We start from the raw sequence: 18,693 nt of genomic DNA, 5'->3' as shown, positions 1-18,693 counted from the left end.
GTCAATCCGCGCGGTCCAGCACCGATTCCTCGCCGGAGTCCGGTTCCGGCCAACCCGGGTACTCCGGTGGCGTGCCTCCGAACGACGGACACAGCGCCTGATGGGAGCACCATCTGCACAACTTACTCGGGCTGGGGCGGAAGTCACCCGTCCTACCCGCTCGCAGAATGGCTTGCCAGATCGCCTCCAGAGTCCGTTCGAAACGGGCCAGTTCGGGCTCGTCGGGAGTGTAGGCCAGCGCCTGACCGTCACTGAGGTACAGGAGCTTGAGCTGTCGCGGCACGATGCCCCGCAGCCGCCACAACACCACGGCGTAGAACTTCATCTGGAACATCGCCTTCGCCTCACCGATTTCCCTCGGTGCGGCACCGGTCTTATAGTCCACGACCCGGATCTCACCGGTCGCGGCGACGTCGAGCCGGTCGATGTAGCCGCGCAGCAGTACCCCGGAGCTGAGTTCGGTCTCGACGTGCAGTTCGCACGCCTCGGGATCCAGTCGGCGCGGATCCTCCAACTCGAAGTACGAGTCGAGCAGCCTCTCCGCGGAGGTCAACCACTGCGCCAGTTCCTTGTCGGAGTTCTCCCCGTCGAACAACTCCATCCATTCCGGACATTCCTTGGACAGCTGTGACCAGGTAGGACGGAGTAGTTCTTTGGCTTGTTCGGGGGTTCGGTCGGCGCGCGGTAGGCCGAACATGCGCTCCAGGACCGAGTGCACGAGCGTGCCTCGCACCTGTGCCTTGGTGGGAGGCTCGGGAAGCCGGTCCACGGCACGGAAGCGGTACAGCAACGGACATTGCTTGAAGTCGCTGGCCCTCGACGGAGACAGGGCGGGACGTCGCGCCGCCTTGCCCGTCGGTGCGGCGGCGTTCGCGGTGTCGGTCGTCGTGCTGCCGTTGGCCATGCCGGGCAGCGTAGCCGCATCCTCCGACAAGAACGGCCGGCCCGTCGGCGGCGGGTCGCCGGTGCGACACGTGGGAGGTCCGTGGGAGGTCACCGGTATCTGACACGACACGTTCTACCCTCGACGAGTGCACGCGGGCAGCGAGTACGAACGTGGCTGGTCCCGGAGCGGGGGCTCCGTGGACGGCGGCATGCTGCTCTTCCGCGTCGGCGGGGTGCCCGTGTTACTCGCCGGCTCGTGGTGGATCGGCTCCCTGCTCATCGTGGTGCTCTACACCCCACTGGTGACGCGCCTGCTGCCCGGCACCGGTTTCGGGCTGTCGGCGGTGTTGGCAGGAGCCTTCGCCGTACTGCTCGGAGCGTCGGTGCTGGCACACGAACTCGGGCACTGTCTGGTGGCGTTGAGGCTCGGCATGCCGGTGCAGCGGGTGCGGTTGTTCCTGCTCGGCGGGTTGTCGGAGCTGGCGCGGTCACCACGTCTTCCCAGGCAGGAGGCGCTGGTCGCGGTGGCGGGGCCCGCGGTGTCGCTCGTTCTGGCGCTGGTGTGCTGGGCGCTGCTGTTGGCCGTTCCCGACGATGGTGCCGTGTGGTTGCTGGTGGCGCAGTGCGCGGTGGCGAACGGGGCCGTGGGCGTGTTCAACCTGCTCCCCGGCCTCCCGCTCGACGGGGGCCGCCTGTTGAGAGCCGGGGTATGGGCCTTGCACGGCGCTCGTTCGGCGGGCACTCGGGTGGCCGTCGTCGGTGGCGGGCTGGTGGCCGTGGCCCTGATCGGATGGGCTCTGTGGGGCCTGGCCCAGGGCAGCGAGGACCGCTGGTTGCGTCTCGGTGTCGGAGTGGTGACGGCGTGGTTCGTCGCGATGGGCGCTACCACGGAGTTCGCCTCGGAAGGCAGAAGGCCCTGGCCCGAGGGCCTGTCGGTGACCGACCTCATGCGTCCCGTGCTGCAGCTTCCCGCTGAGAGCCCGGTGTCGGCGGCGCTGGCCGCCTCGGCGGGGCGCGGCGTGGTGCTCGTGCGAGCCGACGGCGTGGCCGCCGGATTACTCGACGCCGAGGCCGCCGAGCGCCTAGCGGCCTCGGCACCCCAATCGCCCGCCGAACTGGCAGCGGAGCCGATCCGTGCCGAGACGGTTCTGTTGAACTCCGACTCGACGGCCGAGATCGCCGAACACGTCAACGAGATCCCGGTCTGGCAGTTCCTCGTCGTGGACACCGACGGCAGGCCTCTGGGAGTGCTGTGCAGGGACGACGTGCACAGCGCGCTCACAGCGCCGGCCACCTACGGAACGGGGTCGGCCTGGGCGTAGCCGGACCGGGTGCGTGACCTTCGCCGTGGGTCTGCGACGATCACCTGCGGTTTTCGTCTCCCATCTGGGGACGAGTGTGAACTGGAGGTGCGGTGGCAGCAGGGCCGTTTCGTGCGGGTGATCGAGTACAGCTGACCGACCCGAAAGGGCGGCAGTACACGATTGTGCTCACCGAGGGTGAGGAGTACCACACCCATCGGGGAGCGGTTGCGCACGACGACTTGATCGGTGCTCCCGAGGGGTCGGTGGTGACCTCCACGTACGGGACGGCGTACCTCGCGTTGAGGCCGTTGTTGCCCGATTACGTGCTGTCCATGCCGCGCGGCGCGCAGGTGATCTACCCGAAGGACGCCGCCCAGATCCTGATGTGGGGTGACATCTTCCCCGGCGCCCGGGTGTTGGAGGCTGGCGCGGGTTCGGGAGCTCTCACGTGTTCGCTGCTGCGGGCCGTGGGTCCGAAGGGCAGCGTGACGTCGTACGAGGTCCGCTCCGACCACGCCGAACACGCCGTGCGGAACGTGGAGAATTTCTTCGGAGAGGTGCCGAAGAACTGGATACTGCACGTGGCGGACCTCGCTTCGCACACGGGTGAGGTCGACCGCGTGGTGCTGGACATGCTGACGCCGTGGGAGATGCTGCCCACTGTGTCGGCGGCGCTGGTGCCCGGTGGGGTCCTCGTGGGGTACGTGGCCACCGTGACGCAGTTGTCGTCGTTCGTCGAGGCGTTGCGGGAACAGCAGTGTTGGACGGAACCCCAGGCCTGGGAGACGTTGGTCCGCCCGTGGCATGCGGTGGGGCTCGCTGTACGGCCCGAACACCGCATGATCGGCCACACCGCGTTTCTGGTGACGACCCGCAGGCTCGCCGACGGGGTCACCCCGCCCCGGCCGCAGCGCAGGCCCAGCCGGGGCTGAGGATCCGGGGCGTCACATACCGAAGCACCAGGTGCCGCCCTGCTTCTTCACGGGGAAGTCCGCATCGTCGTTCTTACCGGAGTACGTCGCCCGCATCGGCACCGTCGCCGTGTCTCCTGTCACGGTCGCTTCGCCGGGCCTGCTGAACTGTGCGTCGTCGGGCATCTCCTCCACCTTGAACTCCCCTTGGCCCGGACACATCAGGGAGTTGGCCGCTCCTACGTCCCGGTTGTTCAACGCATCGACGAGTGAGTCGGCGAGAGCCTCGACGGCCGCCTTCTCGCCCTGTGAGTCGGCGGGAGCTTGTCCCGGGCCGTCAGGGTTCGGTGCTCCAGGGTTCGGTGGGAGTCCACCCGGTCCCGCACCCGGCGTTTCGTTCGGCTCCTGCGGTGCGCTTTGTTCCGTGGGCGATGCGACGGTGTCCGATTCTTCGTCGTCGCTGTCTCCGGTGAGGAGGAGGATGAGGGCGACGGCGCCGCCGATGACGGCGACGGCGGCGATGGAGAGGCCGACGATGAGGCCGGTCTTCTTTTTCTGGGGTGGTGGGGCGCCGGGGCCTCCGAATCCGGGCTGTCCCAACCCGGGCTGTCCGTATTGCTGGCCTCCGGGGTAGGCGCCGGGCTGCTGGGGCATGGGGCCGGAGCCCGGGAATCCGGGTTGTTGGGGTTGTTGCCCCCCGTACGGGTCGGGCTGTCCGGGTTGCGGTGGATACGTCACGGCTTCCCCTTCCTTGGTCGTGCCTGTGGGTTGGACTCCGGCATTCGCTGCGAAGTTCCATTCGAAGTGGTGATCCTGGAGATCGTAGAGGGGTAATCGGCCGCGTTTCTTACCCGTTCGGGTAGTGGGAGCGCCGGGTGGCCCATCGTCGTCGCACATTGTCATCACCGCCCGTCACCGGGGTTGTGACATGCGGATGAGCCCACGGACGAGGCCTACGTCGCAGAGTCGTACCGAACGTCAGCGGGTACTCCGCGGCAACCGGACGACGCGCCGATTCTGTAACGCAGATAGGGCTTCTCATGTCGGTGATCGCCGGTACCGTGGAAAGAAATGCATTCCGAGGAGGTGCCGAAATGCAACACGACCTTCCCGGAGGTCGGCACAACGAGGCCGACTCTTCAGAGACAGGCGGAGCCGGAACCACGGAGACCCCATCGAGCGAGCAGGCGCGTCAGATCCGCTTTCTCGAGGAGGAGGTGGCGCTGCTCCGTCGCAAGCTCACCGACTCGCCCCGGCAGAATCGTGTGCTGGAGCAACGGCTGGCCGAGGCGAACGAGCGTGTGAGCCAGCTCACCGAGCGCAACGACAAGCTGGTCGAGACTCTGCGCGAGGCGCGGAGCCAGCTGTTGGCGCTGCGGGAGGAGGTCGATCGACTCGCGCAACCTCCGAGTGGCTACGGCGTGTTCATCGCCGCTTACGACGACAACACGGTGGACGTGTTCACCTCGGGCCGCAAGATGCGGGTCGCCGTGTCGCCCACGGTGGACGTGGAAAGTCTGCGGCGCGGGCAGAGCGTCCGGCTCAACGAGGCGTTGACCGTGGTGGAGGGCGGTGGTTTCGAGAACACGGGCGAAGTCTGCACTTTGCGGGAAGTGCTGGCACCCGACACCGAGGGCGGCAGTGCCCGCGCGCTGGTGGCGGGCCACACCGACGAGGAGCGGGTCGTATGGCTGGCCGACCCGTTGGCGGAGCAGACGCTCAAGCCCGGCGACTCGATCCTGGTGGATTCCAAGGCGGGCTACGCGTACGAGCGGGTGCCCAAGGCCGAGGTCGAGGACCTGGTACTGGAGGAGGTGCCCGACGTCCGGTACGAGGACATCGGTGGCCTGTTCCGGCAGATCGAGCAGATCAGGGACGCGGTCGAGTTGCCGTTCCTCCACGCCGATCTGTACACCCAGTACAAGTTGACGCCGCCGAAGGGCGTGCTCCTCTACGGCCCGCCGGGATGTGGGAAGACGCTGATCGCCAAGGCGGTGGCGAACTCGTTGGCCAAGCAGGTCGCCGCGGCCACGGGGGAGAAGGACGCGAAGTCCTACTTCCTCAACATCAAGGGCCCCGAGCTGCTCAACAAGTTCGTCGGTGAGACCGAACGACACATCCGGATGATTTTCCAGCGGGCGCGCGAGAAGGCGTCCGACGGAACTCCCGTGATCGTGTTCTTCGACGAGATGGAGTCGATCTTCCGGACGCGGGGCAGCGGTGTCTCGTCGGACGTGGAGACCACGATCGTGCCCCAGTTGCTGTCGGAGATCGACGGCGTCGAGGGCCTGGAGAACGTCATCGTGATCGGCGCCTCGAACCGGGAAGACATGATCGACCCGGCGATCTTGCGGCCGGGCAGGCTGGACGTCAAGATCAAGATCGAGCGTCCCGACGCCGAGGGCGCGAAGGATATCTTCTCGAAGTACCTGACGCCCGATCTGCCTATCCACGCCGATGATCTGGCGGAGTTCGGTGGGGATCGGCAGGCCACGATCGATGCGATGATCCAGCACACCGTCGAGCGGATGTACGAGGAGTCCGACGAGAACCGGTTCCTGGAAGTCACCTACGCCAACGGTGACAAGGAGGTGCTGTACTTCCGCGACTTCAACTCCGGCGCGATGATCCAGAACATCGTGGACCGGGCGAAGAAGGCGGCGATCAAGTCAGTGCTGGAGACCAAGCAGCCCGGTTTGCGTGTGCAGCACCTGTTGGACGCGATCGTGGACGAGTTCGCGGAGAACGAGGACCTGCCCAACACCACCAACCCGGATGACTGGGCACGGATCTCGGGCAAGAAGGGCGAGCGGATCGTCTACATCCGCACGCTCGTGACCGGCAAGAACCAGGAGTCCGGACGGGTGATCGACACGGCCACCAACACCGGTCAGTACCTCTGAGGGTTTTGCGGAGGTGGGTTCACGGGGCTCCCGTGGCAGGTGCTGCGGGAGCCCCGCCTTTGCGTGGTGACACGCCTGCGCGTAATCCCACGAGGGATGTATAACGACCTATACGATCGAGCGTATGGCAGAAGAGGTGACATCCGCAGCGTCCGCCGATCGTCTACGCGCGCCGGTCACGGCGGCCGATGTATTGGCCTGGCTGGAAGAGGCGGCGGAGGCGGTGCGCGCGGGGGAGTTGGACGCCGATGCGCTGATCGACCTGTTGGGGCAGTTGCGGCAGGCGTCGACAGCCTGTGCCAACGCCTCGGACTGGGCGTTGTTGGCGGCCAGGGAGGCAGGGGCGAGTCTGCGGCAGATCGCGCCGGTGTTCGGTAAGGGTTACGTGAGGGCGCCGGCGGCGCGGTTGGAAAAGCTGCATCGCGAGGTGCTGTCGTCCGAGCAGTTCCTCGAACTGATGCGTCGCCGCGCCGAAAATGTATAACGACCTATACGCGTAGGCATGAGACTGTTCGATTCCCCTTTGTCGACGTCTGACAACTACGGTGACACTTATGAACGCACTCGCACGGACGGCCATAGGGCTCGCGGCGATCGGGCGGCCCGCTTACATCAATCTGGGGCGGGCGGGAGTCCTGCCGTCCGGGCGCGAGGTGTCGGACATGCGCGAGGTGACGTACGCGGTGTTGGACGCCGCCTACACCGAGGGTGTCCGACGAGTGGACGTGGCGCGTTCGTACGGCCGTGCGGAGGAGTTCCTCGCAGCGTGGCTGGACGACCGGGGCTACGACGACGTCGTCGTCTCCAGCAAGTGGGGGTACGCCTACGTGGGCGAGTGGCGTATGGACGCCGAAGTCCACGAGGTCAAGGAACACTCGCTGCCACGGTTCCGCGCCCAGTGGGAGAGGACGCGCTCTTTGCTGGGTGAAACGGTGTCGTTGTACCAGGTGCATTCGCTGACGCTCGACAGCCCGCTGTTCACCGACCAGGCGCTGCTGGCAGCGTTGGCTGAGCTCGCGGACACCGGTGTGCGGGTCGGGTTCTCGACCTCGGGTGCGAAGCAGGCCGACACGATCCGACGGGCGTTGGAGCTCGAGGTCAAGGGTCGCCCGGTGTTCACAGCCGTGCAGTCGACGTGGAACCTACTGGAGCGTTCGGCGGGCACGGCGTTGCGGGAAGCGCACGAGTCCGGTGTCCTCGTGCAGGTGAAGGAGACCCTGGCCAACGGTCGCCTGGCCGTGGACCCGCCGGCACCGCTGGTCGAGGTTGCGCGGCGATACGGAGTCGGTTGCGACGCGGTGGCGGTGGCCGCCGTGTACACACAGCCGTGGGCGGACGTGGTGCTCATCGGCCCGGCGAGTGTGGACCAACTCCGCTCGAATCTCGCGGGTGCGGCCGTGTCACTCGGGGCCGACACCCTGTCCGGACTCGATGTGTTGGCGCGGACTCCGGAGGAGTACTGGGCTGAACGGTCGGCGCTGATCTGGCGGTGACCGTTCGGATCGCCGAGTACTGCACTCGGGCGAGACGGGACGGTGTTCTTCACTCAGCCGCTGTTTCGTCGAGGGTTTTCCGTCGAAGACCCGTAGGCTGGGGGTATGCGCCGGATCATGGGAACCGAGGTGGAGTACGGGATCGCGGTACCGGGTGACCCGACCGCGAACCCGGTGCTGACGTCCACTCAGGTGGTGTTGGCCTACGCGGCGGTCGCGGACATTCCGCGGGCACGCCGGGCTCGCTGGGACTACGAGGTGGAGTCACCGTTGCGGGACGCGCGAGGGTTCGACCTCGCCGGTCCGACGCAGCAGGGGCAGGACCCCGACATGGAGGATCTCGGGGCTGCGAACGTGATCCTCACCAACGGTGCTCGGCTCTACGTCGACCACGCTCACCCCGAGTACTCCGCTCCCGAGGTGACGAACGCCCGGGACGCGGTCATCTGGGACAAGGCGGGGGAACGTGTGATGGAGGAGGCCGCGAGACGCGCGGCCACCGTGCCGGGTCAGTCGCCGTTGCAGCTCTACAAGAACAACATCGACGGCAAGGGTGCTAGCTACGGCACGCACGAGAACTATCTGATGAAGCGCTCGACGCCGTTCACGGCGGTGATCACGGGGCTGACGCCGTTCTTCGTCTCCCGTCAGGTGATCACCGGTTCGGGGCGGGTGGGTATCGGCCAGCAGGGTGAGCGGGCTGGGTACCAGTTGTCGCAGCGCGCCGACTACATCGAGGTCGAGGTCGGGCTTGAGACCACGCTCAAACGCGGGATCATCAACACCCGGGACGAACCGCACGCGGACGCCGACAAGTACCGGCGCCTGCACGTCATCATCGGGGACGCGAATCTGGCGGAATACGCCACGTATCTGAAGTTGGGCACCGCCGCGCTGGTGATCGACATGATCGAGCACGGGGTCCGGTTCGACGACCTGAAGTTAGAAGAGCCGGTGCGCGCGGTGCACCAGATCAGCCACGACCCGACGCTGAAGACGACTGTGGAACTGGCCAACGGGCGTCGGTACACGGCGCTTGATCTGCAGTATGCCTATCACGATCTGGCGGCGCAGCACCTGGAGCGGGTGGGCGCTGACGAACAGTCGAAGGAGATCCTGCGGTTGTGGGGCGAGACGCTCGATGCGTTGGCCCGGGATCCGCAGGAGTGCGCCGATCGGCTCGACTGGCCCGCGAAGCTGCGGCTGTTGGAGGCGTATCGCGAGCGGGACTCGCTGGGGTGGGCTGCGCCGCGTCTGCACATGGTCGACCTGCAGTACTCGGACGTGCGGCTGGACAAGGGTCTGTACAACCGGTTGGTGGCGCGCGGGTCGATGAAGCGGCTGGTCAGCGAGGAAGAGGTGCAGGCGGCCATGACGACCCCGCCGCCGGACACCCGGGCCTATTTCCGGGGCCGGGCGTTGGAGAAGTACGCGGACTCGATCGCGGCGGCGTCGTGGGATTCGCTGATCTTCGACGTGGGTAAGGAGTCGTTGGTACGGATTCCGACCTTGGAACCGCTGCGAGGAACCAAGGCGCACGTGGGGCAGTTGTTGGACGAGGCGGAGACCGCCGAGGAACTCGTGGAGGCGTTGACCTCGGCGAAATAACTCGGCCGGGGCGCGATCGAGGACTGACCACGGGTCGACGCGCTGCCGACGCGGCCCCGAAAGTGCGCGACTCTGGGTAGGCTAGGAAGCAAGTGCCGGATCGGGAGGCGAGTATGGCTCAGGAGCGCATCGAGAAGCACGGTGGTGGAGACTCCGACGACGTCGAGGTCGACGCCGCTGCGGGCCAGGAACGTCAGGAGAAGGTCGGCGAGGACGTGGACACGATCCTCGACGAGATCGATGACGTGTTGGAGGAGAACGCGGAGGACTTCGTGCGTGCCTATGTTCAGAAGGGCGGCGAGTAGGCGGCGCGGGCCCATCTCCTAGGCTTGTCGATCACTGAAGGTCGATAAGCTGTTGTCCTGTTCATCCTCGTCGAGGGGAACCACGAGCACGCATGGAACACACGCCGCGAAGCGCGGGCTTCACGTTGCCCGCTGCGTATCTGTCGCCGACGACGTCGTCGTTCATCGATTTCCTCAAGGCCGAGGCTCCGGAACTGTTGCCTCGCGCGCGGATGGGGAACATGCCCGCTGTTCCGGGTGGAGGAAGCGCATTCGAGCCTCCGCACGGGACCACGATCGTGGCGTCCACGTTCAACGGCGGCGTGTTGATCGCCGGTGACCGCAGGGCCACCAGCGGCAACACGATCGCCAGCCGCGATCTGGAAAAGGTGTATGTCACCGATGCGTACTCGGCGGTGGGTATCGCGGGGACAGCGGGGATCGCCCTCGAGCTGGTGCGGCTCTACACGGTGGAGTTGGCGCACTACGAGAAGATCGAGGGCGTCTCGCTGTCGTTGGACGGTAAGGCCAACAAGCTGGCGAACATGGTGAAGGGCAACCTGGACGGGGCTCTGGCAGGTCTGGCCGTGTTGCCGTTGTTCGTGGGGTACGACATCGATGCGGACGACCCGAAGAAGGCGGGGCGGATCGTGTCGTTCGACGTGACCGGTGGTCGCTACGAGGAGAACGCCGGGTTCCACGCAATCGGGTCGGGATCGGCGTATGCGAAGTCGTCGCTGAAGAAGCTGTACGACCCGGAGGCTGACGCGGAGGCGGCGGTGCGTGCCGCGATCGAGTCGTTGTACGACGCCGCCGACGACGACACCGCCACCGGTGGCCCTGACCTCGTGCGCCGCATCTACCCCACGGTGGTGACGATCACCGCCGAGCGCGGTGCTGTGGTGTTGCCCAGCGAGGAGACGGCGGCCATCGCCGAGGCCGTGGTGCGTGAGCGCTCGGAACGGCCCGGTCAGCTGGGCTGACGTCTGGGGCCCGGCCGAGTAGGTAATCCTTCCTGTAGTCCTGTCAGACTATCGAGCAGAGCGGAGCCAACGCCAGTGACGATGCCGCTGTACGCCTCACCCGAGCAATTGATGCGCGAGCGTTCGGAGCTCGCGAGAAAAGGCATCGCGCGGGGACGGAGCGTCGTCGTGCTCAAGTACCGAGGCGGCGTGTTGTTCGTGGCGGAGAACCCTTCGCCGACGTTGCACAAGGTTTCGGAGATCTATGACCGGATCGGTTTCGCCGCTGTGGGGCGGTACAGCGAGTTCGAGAGCCTCCGGCGCGGGGGGATCCGACACGTGGACCTGCAGGGGTACATGTACGACCGGCGGGACGTGAACGCGCGTGCGTTGGCGAATGTGTACGCGCAGACGTTGAGCACGATCTTCACCGAGCAGTTGAAGCCGTTCGAGGTGGAGATCTGTGTGGCGGAGGTCGGCAACAACTCGAGCGAGGACGAGTTGTATCGGTTGACCTATGACGGGTCGATCGTGATGGACGAGCCCAAGTTCGTGGTCATGGGCGGCCAGACCGACGCGATCAACACGAAGTTGCGGGAGACGTTCTCCGACGACATGGAACTGGGGGACGCGTTGGCTGTGGCCGTCGAGGCGTTGCGCGCCCCTGCTGCGTCGGGAGGGGCAGGCGGTGAGGCCGAGCCGGGCAAGTTGGAGGTCGCGGTGCTCGACCGCGAGCGGCCCGGCCGGAAGTTCCGTCGGATCATGGGCGCTGAGTTGGACACGTTGATGCCGGCTCAGTCGCAGGAGGGCTCGTCCGGTGGTGCGGATGAGTCGTCCGGTGACGGTGGTTAAAGCTGAGCCTGATGGCGCGAATCGTCGGGCTGTTCTCCTACCCCGTCAAAGGGTGTGCGGGTGTTGCGCTGCGTGAGGGCGGCCTGGGGGCGGCTGGATTGAACCACGACCGCACGTTCATGGTGGTGGACGACGGTGACGGCGGGTTCGTGAGTCAGCGCAATGCTCCTCGGATGGCCGTGGTGCGGCCGGAGATCGACGACGACGGTACGCGGTTGATGTTGACGGCGCCCGGCGCGGAAGCCATCGAGATCAAGGTCGATGTCAATGGTGCGCGCCGGGACGTCCGCATGCACGGCGCACCGTTCCGGGGTGTCGATCAGGGCGATCCGGCCGCGGAATGGTTGTCGACGGTGCTGGGGCGACCGTGCCGGTTGGTGGGGGTGCCGCCGGAACTCGACCGGGTGACCAGCGGAGAGACACCGGGAACGGCGGGATTTGCCGACAGTAGCGCGGTGCTGGTGATGGCCGAGCGCAGCGTGGCGGAGTTGAACGCGCGTCTGGCCGACAGAGGTGTTGCGCCGCTGCCTATGGACAGGTTCCGCGCCAATTTCGTGGTGGACGGCTGGGAGGAACCGCACGTCGAGGACCGGGTGCGTCGGTTCGAAGTAGGCTCGGCGGAGCTCGGATTCACCAAGCTCGCGGTCCGCTGCGCTGTGACGACAGTCGATCAACGACGCGGTGAACGCGTGGGTCCGGAGCCGTTGCGCACGTTGGCGGAGTATCGGCGGATCTCCGGTGGGGTGGCACTGGGAGTGCGGTTCGCGGTGACCCGTCCGGGCACGGTGGCCGTGGGGGACGAGCTACGGGTGACGCGCTGGGCCGAGCCCTGAGCCTGTTGCGGCTGAGTCACGCTAGTCACGCTGTGGGGTGGGTGCGGGGGCGGTAGACGCTCAGCGTGCTGGGTCGGGCGCGGAAACGGAACCGATTGCCCAATGGTCCGACCTCGCCGTCGGTGGCGATACGGCGGTTGCCGTCGAGGAGAGTCACATCGAGTGCGAGCAGGTCGCGTTGGGTGTAGACGTGGCTGGTGCCGAGTGTGTTGGTGATGACGGCGAGCAGGAACCGGGTCCGGGAATAGCGTTTGTCGGCGCGGAGGTAACGCACGTCGAGCAGACCGGTGTCGAGTGCGGGCCGATGTGAGGGGATGACTTCCTTGGGGGTGTAGGTGCCGTTACCGACGAACAGCATCCACACGAGCATGTCCTCGCCGAGGATCCGGACATGTAAAGGGCGGGCGTGCCGGAGAGTACGAACCATGGCCACGATGGCCGAGGGCCATTTGGGGTGGCGACGTTCGATGGTTTCACGAAGACGCACCATCTCGGGGTAGCCGCCGAGGCTGGCGGTGTTGACGAACCGGCGGTGGATGGTCCGATGGTCGGTGTCGATCTCCACTTCGCCGAGGTCGATGCCCACGGCACTGCCGGTACGGGTGGCGGTGTCGGTGTCGGCGAGCTGGCGGATGCCGAGGTCTCGGGCGAAGTGGTTGAGCGTTCCGGTGGGGATGAGGGCCAGGGGAAGGCCGTACTCGGCGGCCACTGAGGCCACGGCTGCGACGGTGCCGTCGCCTCCCGCCACGCCGAGTGCGCGAATGTGTCCGGCACGGCGGCGGAGTTCCTCGGTGAGTTGAAGCCGCAGGTCGACGCCGGGTTCGGCGTGGAGGAAGACGGTGCGGGGCCAGCGTCTGCGGATGGCGGGAGTGGGGTCGTCGGGGGTGATTCCGGAGCTGCGGTTGACGACGGTGAGGATGTGCTCTCCGTCGTGGAGTTCCGGTACGTCGGCGGGATGGGTGGTGTCCGCTCGGCTGTCTGGATGCAGGGGCCACCAGTGTCGGGTGGCGAGAGCGGTGAGTACGCCGAGGATAGCTCCCGCGCCGATGTCGCTGGGCCAGTGCACGCCGGTGTGGACACGGGAGTAGGCGACGGCTGCGCCGAGCGGAGCGAGCACGGCGCCGAGGCGGGGTGCTTCGAGGGCTGTGGCGGTGACGAACGCGGCGGCGGAAGCGGCGTGTCCGGACGGGAACGACGACGAGGTGGGGCGAATGTGGAGTCGACGGGGTTCGGGGACGACCTCGGCGGCGGGGCGCCGGCGGGGAAGAAGGGGTTTGCCGACGAGGTTGGCGAGGGCGCTGGCGCTGACGAGCGCGGCGATCCCGCGGAGAGCCGCGCGTCGGGGCGGGCCTTTGCGGACGGCGAAAGCGGCGGCGATGAGCCACCACAACTTGCCCTTGTCCGCGAAACGGCTGAGTCTGGTGAGCGCGGTGTCGGCAGGGCTGTGAGGGAGCGCCGCGCTGTAGCGCATGGCGTGACGATCGACGGCGCTGACGTGACGCAAACGGTGCGTCAGTCGGGTGGTGCGGAGGTCGATGATTAGGCCACCTCGGTCTTGAATCTGTTTCGTTCACCGTACCGTGGCGAAAAGCGCCTACCCTTGAAGGATGCAGCGGCGGATCTTTGGGATCGAAACCGAGTTCGGGGTCACCTGCACCTTTCACGGACAGCGCAGGTTGTCCCCCGACGAAGTGGCGCGCTACCTGTTTCGGCGGGTGGTGTCGTGGGGTCGGTCCTCGAATGTGTTCTTGTCCAACGGTTCCCGGCTGTACCTGGACGTGGGGTCGCATCCCGAGTACGCGACCGCCGAGTGTGACGACCTCACGCAGCTGGTGACGCATGACAAGGCGGGCGAGCGGGTTCTGGAGGATCTGCTGATCGACGCGGAACGCCGCCTCGCCGACGAGGGGATCGGCGGCGATATCTTCCTGTTCAAGAACAACACCGACTCGGCGGGTAACTCGTACGGGTGTCACGAGAACTATCTGGTGACACGTGCGGGTGAGTTCTCGCGGGTGGCGGACGTGTTGCTGCCGTTTCTGGTGACGCGGCAGTTGGTGTGCGGGGCGGGGAAGGTGCTGCAGACTCCCCGTGGCGGGGTGTACTGCCTGTCCCAGCGTGCCGAGCACATCTGGGAAGGCGTGTCGAGCGCGACGACGCGGTCACGTCCGATCATCAACACGCGGGACGAGCCGCACGCCGATGCGGAGCGGTACCGCAGGCTGCATGTGATCGTCGGGGATTCGAACATGGCGGAACCGACGACGTTGTTGAAGGTCGGTTCGGTGCATCTCGTCCTCCAGATGATCGAGGAGGGCGTGCAGTTCCGGGACTTCACACTGGACAATCCGATTCGGGCGATCCGGGAGATCAGCCATGACCTGACGGGACGGCGTCAGGTTCGACTGGCCGGTGGCCGGGAGGCGTCGGCGTTGGAGATCCAGCGGGAGTACTACGCACGTGCGGTGCAGCATGTGGAGTCGACCGGCGGGTCGCCGATGACGCAGTACATGATCGATCTTTGGGGTCGGGCTCTGGATGCTGTGGAGCAGCAGGACTTCTCGGGCATCGACACCGAGATCGACTGGGCGATCAAGCACCGGCTGGTGGAGCGTTACCGCAGCAAGCACAACTTGACGTTGTCGGATCCGCGGGTGGCCCAGCTGGACCTGGCCTACCACGACATTCGGCGTGGGCGTGGCGTGTTCGATCTATTACAGCGGAAGGGCCTGGTACGTCGGATCACCGATGATGGTGAGATCGAGCTGGCCAAGGACAGCCCTCCGCAGACCACTCGGGCGAAGTTGCGGGGTGACTTCATCGCCGCGGCGCAGGAGGCGGGGCGGGACTTCACGGTGGACTGGGTCCATCTGAAGTTGAACGACCAGGCGCAGCGGACGGTGCTGTGCAAGGACCCGTTCCGGTCGGTGGACGAACGGGTGGAACGGCTGATCAACTCGTTGTGAGTGCCGAGTGGGTCGGGCCGCAGCGACCTTGACCCACCCGAGCCCACCCCAACCGATGGTGACCTGACCTACAAGTGGCGGGTGGGGTGGGCGATATGGTTGTGGGGATGTCCACTGCCCGTGCTGAGCGCCTGGTGAACTTGGTGCTCGCCCTGTTGTCGACGCGGCAATACCTGACCGCCGAGCGGATTCGCGGCATCGTGCCCGGATACGTCGATGCCCCGAGCGACGAGGCGTTCGGCCGCATGTTCGAACGGGACAAGGCGGAGCTACGTGAGCTGGGTATCCCGCTGGAGACCGGCCGGAATTCGGTGTTCGACGCGGTCGAGGGATACCGGATCGCGCGGCGTGACTACGAGCTGGGGGAGATCGAGCTGTCGCCGGACGAGGCCGCGGCGGTCGGGCTGGCCGCACGATTGTGGGATTCGCCCGAGCTGACGGGACAGGCGCACAGCGCGTTGGTGAAATTGCGTGCCGCGGGGGTGGAGGTCGACGAGAACGCGACGACACCCGTGGAGCCGAGGGTGCACGCGGAGCCCGCGTTCGCGCCGTTGCTGTCGGCGGTGCAACGGGGGCAGGCGGTGCGGTTCGACTACCGGCGTGCGGATTCGCCGGAGCGGCGATCCCGCGTGGTCGAGCCATGGGGCGTGGTGTCGTGGCGAGCCCGCTGGTATCTGGTGGGGCATGACCGGGACCGGAACGCGCCGAGGTGTTTCCGGCTTTCGCGGATCACCGGGCCCGTACGGACGGTGGGCAGGCCCGGTGTGGTGAACAGGCCCGCCGATGTGAACCTCGTCGAGTTCGTGGCGGGTGTCGGCAGCGGGGAGCGGAACACGGCGCCGGTGATGCGGGCGCGTCTGTGGCTGGCGGAAGGCCGTGCGGTGGGGATCCGCCGCCAGGCCCGCGTGGTCGGGCGTAGGACGGTGGCCGACGTGGACGGCGACGTGGTGGAGCTGGACCTGTGGTTTCCGGAGAGTGCGGCGGACTGGATCGCCGGACACGGCCCTGACGCTCTCGTGCTGGAACCGGACGTGTTGGCCAAGGCGGTGGCCGACCGGTGGGAACGCGTGGTGCAGGGGGTGTCGCGGTGAGCGGCTCGGGCGATCGGTTGCCCCGCTTGCTGACGTTGGTCCCGTACCTGCTGGCCCGGCCGGGTGTCCGGATCGACGAGGTGGCGCGGGACTTCGATGTCACTCCCAGGCAGTTGCGCAAGGACCTGGAACTGCTGTGGATGTGCGGCCTGCCCGGCTATGGGCCGGGAGACCTGATCGACCTGTCGTTCGACGGAGACACGGTGTCGGTGACCTACGACGCCGGGATGCGCAGGCCGTTGCGGCTGACGGGAGCGGAGGCGAGCGCGTTACTGATCGCACTGCGGTCGTTGGCGGAGACTCCGGGGGCGGTGGACGTCGACGCGGTACATCGGGCGATCGGCAAGATCGAGGCCGCCTCGGGGGACTCCCGCCCGTCCGGCGTGGTGGTGGGCCACGGTGTGCGCGAGGCGGAGAGCACCGCTGAGACTAGGGAACGGGTGCGGGAGGCGTTGCAGGAGCGGCGAGCGCTGTGGCTGCGTTACTACACGGCGTCGAAGGACGCGCTCAGTGAACGCACGGTGGACCCGATGCGACTGCTGATCGTGCAGGGCATCAGCTACCTGGAGGCGTGGTGTCGCCGGGCGGAGGCGGTGCGACTGTTCCGGCTGGATCGGATAGACGAGTTGACGATGCTGTCCGAGCAAGCGGCCCCGCCCGAGACCGCCACCCCGAAGGACTTGTCGGAAGGGGTGTTCCCGCAGAGCCCGGAGTACCCGGAGGCCGAGCTGGTGCTGGAGCCCGACGCGCGGTGGGTGGCCGAGTACTACCCGTGTGAGGAGCTGGCCGAACTGGAGGGCGGCCGACTGCGGGTGCGGATGCGGTACGGCGACGAGTCCTGGCTGGTGCGGCTGATTCTGCGGTTGCGGGGAGAGGCGACGGTGGAGCGGCCCGAACACGTGGCGCAAGCTGTACGACAGCGGGCGGCCGAGGCGTTGGCCCGAACTCGTCACCTCGCTGCAACTTTGGCTGGCTAGGCTGGTCGCTGTGGTGTACGTGGTGAGTGTTGCGCTGGTTGTGGTCGCGGCAGCCGCTTGTGGACTCGTCGGTTTTCGCGTCCTTCGACTCTTGCGCACCTATCGTGTGACGGCCAGCATGGTGGCGGCTCACACCAGCGATCGGGTCGGGTTGTTGCGGGCGCGATCCGCGGCGGTACGTGTCGCGATCACGGAACGCCGCCGTCGCCGAGGCGACAGCACGGCACCACAGTACGATCGACTCTGAACGAGTAAGGAGGCCAGGCGATGGCTAATGCGTTGCAGCCGTGGCACTTGATCATTCTGGTTCTTGTCGTGGTTCTGCTGTTCGGCGCCAAGCGCCTGCCCGACGCGGCCAGGTCGATCGGTAAGTCGATGAAGATCTTCAAGGCCGAGACCAAGGGGATGCGGGAATCCGGTCAGGCCGCTGATTCGGAGACGGCCACGTCCGCGACGACCGAGCCCGACACCCGCCAGCTGCCCGAGTCCACCACTACGCCGGCGGCGAGCAGCACGAGCACCGATGAGAAGGTGGAGCAGCTGCAGCGGCAGCTCGACGAGCTGAAGCGGCAGCAGGCCGCGCAGCAGCAGGAGCAGAAGAACGCGAGCTGACCACGGTTCACCTTTTCAGGTCTGATTCGACAACACGGGACGAGAACGGACACGGTTCGTGGCGGACTCCTCGAACAGTCGCGAGAGCAAGCGGCGCAAACGCAGTCGTCGGCACAATCCCGACGGCACGATGACGCTGATCGAGCATATCTACGAGTTTCGCCGTCGCCTGGGGTTCGCGCTGCTCGCGATCGTCGCGGGTGGTGTCCTGGGATTCCTCTGGTTCTCCAACCGAGTGGGCCCCATCCCGTCCCTCGGTGACCTCGTCACCGGCCCGTATTGCGCGATCCCGGCCGACAAACGGTTCCCGAAGGACCCACCGTGTCGGCTGTTGCAGACCGTGCCGTTCGAAGCGTTCATGATCCAGCTGAAGGTGGGTCTGACCGCGGGCGCGGTGCTGTTCTCCCCGGTGTGGCTGTACCAGCTGTGGGCGTTCATCGCCCCGGGGCTGTACTCGAGGGAACGCCGTTACGCGCTCACGTTCGTGGGATTCGCGAGCGCGTTGTTCGCTCTGGGCGCGGTACTTGCGTACGTGCTGGTGCCGTTCGCGCTGGAGATCCTGGTGAACTTCGGCGGTGACGCGTTCGACACCTGGTTCACCGGTGACAAGTACGTGTCGTTCGTACTGTCCCTGTTGTTGATCTTCGGGGTGAGTTTCGAGGTACCCCTGCTGGTCATCATGCTCAACCGGGTGGGCGTGGTGAGCTATGCGCAGCTGAGCAAGTGGCGGCGCGGGCTGATCTTCATCGCGTTCGTGTTCGCGGCCTTCGTGACCCCGGCCGACCCGTTCTCCATTCTGGCGTTGGCGGGTGCGTTGACCCTGCTGTTGGAGCTGGCGTTGCAGGTCACCCGCATCCACGACAAACGCAAGGCCCGGCGACGCGGCGAGGAGGACTGGGACAAGCTCGCCGACGACGAGCCCGCCCCGTTCGACTACGTGCCGAGCACGATCGACGACGAGTCCGACACCGCCTCCGGTGGCCGTAAGACCAACATCGACGACATCACGTAA

At 66.7% G+C, this 18,693-nt stretch carries 19 protein-coding genes; 16 read left to right on the top strand and 3 right to left on the bottom strand.

Going from position 1 to position 18,693, the window contains the following annotated elements; translation table 11 throughout:
* Position 1 precedes the first annotated feature (1 nt).
* Complete coding sequence (locus M7H19_RS05100; protein WP_298177645.1) at positions 2-904, bottom strand: RecB family exonuclease; 903 nt, start codon at positions 902-904, stop codon at positions 2-4.
* 190 nt (positions 905-1,094) lie between these two features.
* Here M7H19_RS05100 and M7H19_RS05095 point away from each other — a divergent pair, with 190 nt between their 5' ends.
* On the top strand, positions 1,095-2,207 hold the full coding sequence (locus M7H19_RS05095) for a site-2 protease family protein (protein ID WP_298177729.1): 1,113 nt from the start codon (positions 1,095-1,097) through the stop codon (positions 2,205-2,207).
* A gap of 92 nt (positions 2,208-2,299) precedes the next feature.
* Complete coding sequence (locus tag M7H19_RS05090; protein ID WP_298177644.1) at positions 2,300-3,121, top strand: tRNA (adenine-N1)-methyltransferase; 822 nt, start codon at positions 2,300-2,302, stop codon at positions 3,119-3,121.
* Between the two features lie 12 nt (positions 3,122-3,133).
* On the opposite strand, the gene M7H19_RS05085 is transcribed toward M7H19_RS05090, so the two are convergent.
* A complete protein-coding gene (locus M7H19_RS05085; protein WP_298177641.1) occupies positions 3,134-3,838 on the bottom strand; it encodes a hypothetical protein in 705 nt (234 codons plus the stop codon).
* A gap of 356 nt (positions 3,839-4,194) precedes the next feature.
* Here M7H19_RS05085 and arc point away from each other — a divergent pair, with 356 nt between their 5' ends.
* The 8 genes from arc (at position 4,195) to M7H19_RS05045 (ending at position 12,035) form a co-directional block, all read left to right on the top strand.
* Positions 4,195-6,003, top strand: a complete 1,809-nt coding sequence (gene arc / locus M7H19_RS05080) for a proteasome ATPase (protein ID WP_298177639.1) — start codon at positions 4,195-4,197, stop codon at positions 6,001-6,003.
* 124 nt (positions 6,004-6,127) lie between these two features.
* Entirely contained in the window at positions 6,128-6,487 is a 360-nt protein-coding gene (locus tag M7H19_RS05075) for a hypothetical protein (protein ID WP_298177637.1), read from the top strand.
* Positions 6,488-6,557: 70 nt separating this feature from the next.
* Complete coding sequence (locus M7H19_RS05070) at positions 6,558-7,496, top strand: aldo/keto reductase (RefSeq protein WP_298177635.1); 939 nt, start codon at positions 6,558-6,560, stop codon at positions 7,494-7,496.
* A 105-nt stretch (positions 7,497-7,601) separates the two neighbouring features.
* Positions 7,602-9,104: a depupylase/deamidase Dop gene (gene dop / locus M7H19_RS05065; protein ID WP_298177633.1), complete on the top strand. Its 1,503-nt coding sequence runs from the start codon at positions 7,602-7,604 to the stop codon at positions 9,102-9,104.
* A 113-nt stretch (positions 9,105-9,217) separates the two neighbouring features.
* Entirely contained in the window at positions 9,218-9,409 is a 192-nt protein-coding gene (locus M7H19_RS05060; RefSeq protein ID WP_298177631.1) for a ubiquitin-like protein Pup, read from the top strand.
* A gap of 92 nt (positions 9,410-9,501) precedes the next feature.
* Positions 9,502-10,371: a proteasome subunit beta gene (gene prcB, locus M7H19_RS05055; RefSeq protein WP_298177629.1), complete on the top strand. Its 870-nt coding sequence runs from the start codon at positions 9,502-9,504 to the stop codon at positions 10,369-10,371.
* Between the two features lie 75 nt (positions 10,372-10,446).
* Positions 10,447-11,202 carry a proteasome subunit alpha gene (gene prcA, locus M7H19_RS05050; protein ID WP_298177627.1) on the top strand — a complete coding sequence of 252 codons (756 nt, stop codon included), beginning with the start codon at positions 10,447-10,449 and terminating at the stop codon, positions 11,200-11,202.
* An 11-nt stretch (positions 11,203-11,213) separates the two neighbouring features.
* Positions 11,214-12,035: an MOSC N-terminal beta barrel domain-containing protein gene (locus M7H19_RS05045; protein ID WP_298177625.1), complete on the top strand. Its 822-nt coding sequence runs from the start codon at positions 11,214-11,216 to the stop codon at positions 12,033-12,035.
* Between the two features lie 25 nt (positions 12,036-12,060).
* Here M7H19_RS05045 and M7H19_RS05040 read toward each other — a convergent pair whose 3' ends face one another.
* Positions 12,061-13,506, bottom strand: coding sequence for a bifunctional phosphatase PAP2/diacylglycerol kinase family protein (locus M7H19_RS05040; protein ID WP_298177623.1), 1,446 nt, complete (start codon positions 13,504-13,506; stop codon positions 12,061-12,063).
* Between the two features lie 136 nt (positions 13,507-13,642).
* Here M7H19_RS05040 and pafA point away from each other — a divergent pair, with 136 nt between their 5' ends.
* The 6 genes from pafA (at position 13,643) to tatC (ending at position 18,693) form a co-directional block, all read left to right on the top strand.
* On the top strand, positions 13,643-15,001 hold the full coding sequence (gene pafA / locus M7H19_RS05035) for a Pup--protein ligase (RefSeq protein WP_298177621.1): 1,359 nt from the start codon (positions 13,643-13,645) through the stop codon (positions 14,999-15,001).
* 107 nt (positions 15,002-15,108) lie between these two features.
* Complete coding sequence (locus tag M7H19_RS05030) at positions 15,109-16,092, top strand: WYL domain-containing protein (protein WP_298177619.1); 984 nt, start codon at positions 15,109-15,111, stop codon at positions 16,090-16,092.
* On the top strand, positions 16,089-17,069 hold the full coding sequence (locus M7H19_RS05025; RefSeq protein WP_298177617.1) for a YafY family protein: 981 nt from the start codon (positions 16,089-16,091) through the stop codon (positions 17,067-17,069). Before M7H19_RS05030 ends, M7H19_RS05025 begins: the two co-directional genes overlap by 4 nt.
* Before the next feature lie 10 nt (positions 17,070-17,079).
* Complete coding sequence (locus M7H19_RS05020; protein ID WP_363321334.1) at positions 17,080-17,316, top strand: bacteriophage holin; 237 nt, start codon at positions 17,080-17,082, stop codon at positions 17,314-17,316.
* Positions 17,317-17,336: 20 nt separating this feature from the next.
* Entirely contained in the window at positions 17,337-17,681 is a 345-nt protein-coding gene (gene tatA / locus M7H19_RS05015; protein ID WP_298177613.1) for a Sec-independent protein translocase subunit TatA, read from the top strand.
* A gap of 58 nt (positions 17,682-17,739) precedes the next feature.
* A complete protein-coding gene (tatC, locus tag M7H19_RS05010; RefSeq protein ID WP_298177611.1) occupies positions 17,740-18,693 on the top strand; it encodes a twin-arginine translocase subunit TatC in 954 nt (317 codons plus the stop codon).

This window comes from Saccharomonospora sp., assembly GCF_027317685.1.
GTDB lineage: Bacteria > Actinomycetota > Actinomycetes > Mycobacteriales > Pseudonocardiaceae > Saccharomonospora.
Note: the sequence above shows the minus strand (reverse complement) of the source record. Positions and strands in the feature narration are given on the sequence as shown.